Genomic DNA, 4,653 nt, shown 5'->3' on the forward strand with positions numbered 1-4,653 from the left:
TGCGGACGTCGAGCGGGTGGTCGCCACCGTCGAGGGTGGTGCGGCGAACGTCGCGGACGTGTATCCGCTGGCGCCGCTGCAGGAGGGGCTGCTGTTCCACCACCTGATGGCCGAGGGCGGCGAGGACCCGTACGTCTCGCTGTGGGGCTTCGCCTTCGACTCCCGCGACCGGCTGGACGGGTTCGTGCGGGCGTTGCAGCAGGTGGTCGACCGGCACGACATCTACCGCACCGCAGTGCTCTGGGACGAGCTGCCGGAACCCGTGCAGGTCGTGCTGCGCACGGCAAAGCTGCCGGTGACGACCCACGTGGTCGAGGACGGGATCGCCGACCTGGTCGCCCGGGCCGGCTCGGGCATGGACCTGAACCGGCCGCCGCTGATGGACCTTCACGTGGCGCAGGGCGGTGACGGCTGGCTCGGGCTGCTGCGGATGCACCACATGCTCCAGGACCACCAGGGCATGGACGTGCTGATGGCCGAGCTGCGCGCGATCCTGACCGGATCCGCTGCGGACCTGGCACCCGCGCTGCCGTTCCGCAACTTCGTCGCCCAGGCCCGCAGCGTTCCGGTGCAGGAGCACGAGCGGTACTTCGCCGAGCTGCTCGGCGACGTCACCGAGCCGACCGCGCCGTACGGGCTGATGGACGTCCGCGGCGACGGCACCGAGTCGTCCACTGCTGAAATGCCGGTGCCGCAGGACGTCGCCGACCGGCTACGCGAGGTCGCGCGGCGGCTGGGTGTGAGCGCGGCGACGGTGCTGCACGTGGCCTGGGCACGGGTGCTGTCGACGCTGTCCGGTCGTGACGACGTCGTGTTCGGCACGGTGTTGTTCGGCCGGATGAACGCGGGCGCCGGCGCCGACCGGGTGGTCGGTCCGTTCATCAACACGCTGCCGGTGCGCGTACGGACCGGCCGGCTGAACGTGCCGGAGGCGGTGCAGGAGATGCGCGTCCAGCTCGCCGCGCTGCTGGAACACGAGCACGCGCCGCTCGCGCTCGCGCAGCAGGCCAGCGGCGTGGCGGAGAACACGCCGCTGTTCACGTCGCTGTTCAACTACCGGCACATCGCCCAGGGCCCGGACGGGCCGGACGCCGAGGCCACCCGGGCGCCGGACGGTATCCGCAGCGTCTACTTCAAGGAGCGGACGAACTACCCGCTGACCGTGTCGGTCAACGATCAGACCGGCGGTGGGCTCACCCTGAGCGTCGAGGCGACCGAGGCCGACCCGTACGCGGTGGGCCGGCTGCTGTGCACGACGGTCGGCAACCTGGTCGCCGCGCTGGCCGACGGCGCCGACGTGCCGGTCGGCGCGGTGCGGGTGCTCGACGCCGCCGAGCAGCAGCAGATGCTGGCCGCCTGGAACGATCCGAGCGCCGAGGTCGCCGACACCACGCTCGTCGCGTTGGTCGAGCAGCGGGTGGCGGCGAACCCGGACGCGGTCGCGGTGGTGGCCGACGGGGTGTCGATGACCTACGGCGAGCTAGACGTGCGGGCGAACCGACTGGCCCGGCATCTGGCCGGGCTCGGCGTGGACGCCGGTTCCTTCGTCGGGGTGGTGCTGGAACGCGGAGCCGACGTGGTGGTGTCGCTGCTGGCGGCTTTCAAGGCCGGTGCGGCGTACGTGCCGGTGGATCCGCGGTCGCCGGCGCAGCGGGTCGGCCTGGTGCTGCGCGATGCGGCGGTGGCGGCGGTGGTGACGTCGGAGGCGTTCGCGCCGCTGGTCCCCGCGACGGTGCCGTCGGTGGTGCTGGACGACCCGGAGACGGCTGGACTCATCGCCGAGCTGCCGGAGACCTCGCTCGGCCGGGTGGTGCCAGCGGACGCGGCCGCGTACGTGATCTACACGTCCGGATCGACCGGCACCCCGAAGGGTGCCGTGGTCACCCACCGCAACGTGCTCGCCCTGCTGGGCGCGGCGCAGGGTGTGTTCGAGCTGACCGGGTCCGACGTCTGGAGCTGCTTCCACTCCTTCGCCTTCGACGTGTCGGTGTGGGAGTTGTGGGGCGCGCTCGTGCACGGAGCTCGCGTGGTCGTGGTGCCGTTCCCGGTGTCCCGCAGCCCGCAGGACTTCGCCCGGCTGATCGAGCACGAGGGCGTGACGGTGCTGAGCCAGACCCCATCGGCGTTCTACCAACTGCTGACCGTCGCGGCCGAGCCGCTGCCGTCCGTGCGGATGGTGGTGTTCGCCGGTGAGGCCCTGGAACCGCCGCGGGTCTACGGCTGGCTCGACGGACCGCGCCTGATCAACATGTACGGCATCACCGAGACCACCGTGCACTCGACCGTGTACGAGCTGACCGGCGCCGAAGCCGGCAGCGTGGTGGGCCGCGGGCTGCCGGGCGCCACGATGTACGTGCTCGACGGCCGGCTCCAGCCGGTTCCGCCCGGCGTGGTCGGCGAGCTGTACGTGGCCGGCGCGCAGGTGTCACAGGGCTACGTGGGCCGGCCGGGTCTGACCAGCCAGCGGTTCGTCGCGTCGCCGTACGCCCCCGGCGAACGGATGTACCGCTCGGGCGACCTCGCGAAGTGGTCTGCCGACGGGCAACTGGTCTACGAGGGCCGAGCCGACCAGCAGGTGAAGGTCCGCGGGTTCCGGATCGAGCCGGGCGAGATCGAAGCCGTGCTGGACGACCATCCGCACGTGGTCCAGACCGCCGTCATCGTGCGCGAGGACACGCCCGGCGACCAGCGGCTCGTCGCCTACGTGGTGGCGGACGACGACGTCGCCGATGTGCGGCAGTTCGCCGCGCAGCGGCTACCGGACTACATGGTGCCGTCCGCGGTGGTGCGGCTCGACCGGCTGCCGCTGACCATCAACGGCAAACTGGACCGCCGGGCGCTGCCCGCGCCGGACTACGCGCCGCGGGCCGGCACCGGCCGGGCCCCGGCGAACGCGAACGAGGCGGCCCTCTGCGAGGTGTTCGCCGAGATCCTCGGGCTGGACCGGGTGAGCGCCGACGACGACTTCTTCGCGTCGGGCGGCCATTCACTGCTGGCCATCCGGGTGGTGTCCCGGGTGCGTGCCGTCCTGGGCGCCGAACTGTCGCTGCGCGAGCTGTTCGACACGCCGACCCCGGCGGCGCTCGCGACGAAGCTCGGACGGCCCACGTCAAACCGACCGGCGTTGCGGCCGATGCGTAAGGAGCAGTCGTGATCCCCTTGTCATTCGCGCAGCGGCGGTTGTGGTTCCTGGGTCAGCTCGAAGGGCCCAGCCCGGTCTACAACATCCCGGTGCTGCTCCGGCTGGGCGCCGACCTCGACGTGGCGGCGCTGGGCGCGGCCCTACGGGACGTACTCGGCCGGCACGAGTCGCTGCGGACCCTGATCGCGGTGGCCGATGGCGAGCCCTACCAGCAGATCCTGGAACCGGACCAGCTCGACTGGGAGCTCGATGTCCGCGAGGTCGCGCCGGACGGTCTCGAGGAAGCCGTGGCGGCGGCGTCGCTGCACGCTTTCGACCTCGCGGCGGAGGTGCCGATCCGGGCGTGGCTGTTCCGGACCGGCACCGAGAACGTCCTCGTCCTGCTGACCCATCACATCGCCAGCGACGGCTGGTCGCAGCGCCCACTCAGCCGGGACCTGTCGGCCGCGTACGAGGCCCGGCTGCGCAACGAGCCGCCGGTGTGGGAGCCGCTGCCGGTGCAGTACGCCGACTACGCGCTGTGGCAGCGGGAACTGCTCGGCTCGGAGACCGACCCGGAGAGCGTGCTGTCGGTCCAGGTCGGCTACTGGCGCGAGCAGCTGGCCGGGCTCCCCGAGGAGCTGACCCTGCCGGTCGACCGGCCGCGTCCGCTGGTGGCCTCACACCGCGGGCACATGGCGCCGCTGACGGTGCCGGCCGCGGTGCACCGGCGGCTGGCGAACCTGGCCCGGGCCGAGGGCGTCACGCCGTTCATGGTGCTCCAGTCGGCGCTCGCGGTGCTGCTGTCCCGGCTGGGCGCCGGCACCGACATCCCGATCGGCTTCCCGGTCGCGGGCCGCAACGAGGAGGCGCTCAACGACCTGATCGGCTTCTTCGTCAACAACCTGGTCGTCCGCACCGACCTGTCCGGCGACCCGACCTTCACCGAGCTGCTGGCCCGCTCTCGGCAGGCCTGCCTGGGCGCCCTGGAACACCAGGACGTGCCGTTCGAGCGGCTGGTCGAGGAGCTGGCCCCGAGTCGGTCCATGGCTCGCCACCCGCTCTTCCAGGTGATGCTGACCGTCCAGAACCTCGAGCGCGGCACACTGGGCCTGCCCCAGGCCACTTCGACGGCGGCCGGGCCGAAGCTCGGGACCTCGGCCACCACGTCGCGGTTCGACCTGGAAGTCGTCGTGGTCGAGTCGTTCGACGAGCAGGGCCGGCCGGCGGGCCTGCACGGCTCGGTGACGGTAGCGGCGGACATGTTCGACACGTCGACGGCCGAGCGGCTGGCCGAGTGGTACGGGCGAGTGCTGGCCGCCGTGACCAGCACGGCGGACGTGCGACTGCACGCCGTCGAGGTGCTCGACGCGGAGCAGCGCGAGCAGATGCTGACCCGGTGGAACGAGCCCGCCGCCGACCTGCCCGCCACCACGCTGGCCGGCCTCGTCGAGCAGCGTGTCGCGACGGCCCCCGAGGCGGTCGCGGTGGTGGCCGATGGGGTGTCGCTGACCTATGGCGAGTTGGAGGTG

At 72.4% G+C, this 4,653-nt stretch carries 2 protein-coding genes; both read left to right on the forward strand.

Features of this window, described 5'->3' with window-relative positions:
• On the forward strand, nucleotides 1–3,154 hold a 3,154-nt coding region (locus tag SM452_RS30175), incomplete at its 5' end, for a non-ribosomal peptide synthetase (protein WP_463841202.1).
• Nucleotides 3,151–4,653: condensation domain-containing protein (locus tag SM452_RS30180; protein WP_463841203.1), on the forward strand; the 1,503-nt coding region annotated here is incomplete at its 3' end. The genes SM452_RS30175 and SM452_RS30180, both read left to right, overlap by 4 nt.

This window comes from Micromonospora sp. SYSU B005, from assembly GCF_055362685.1.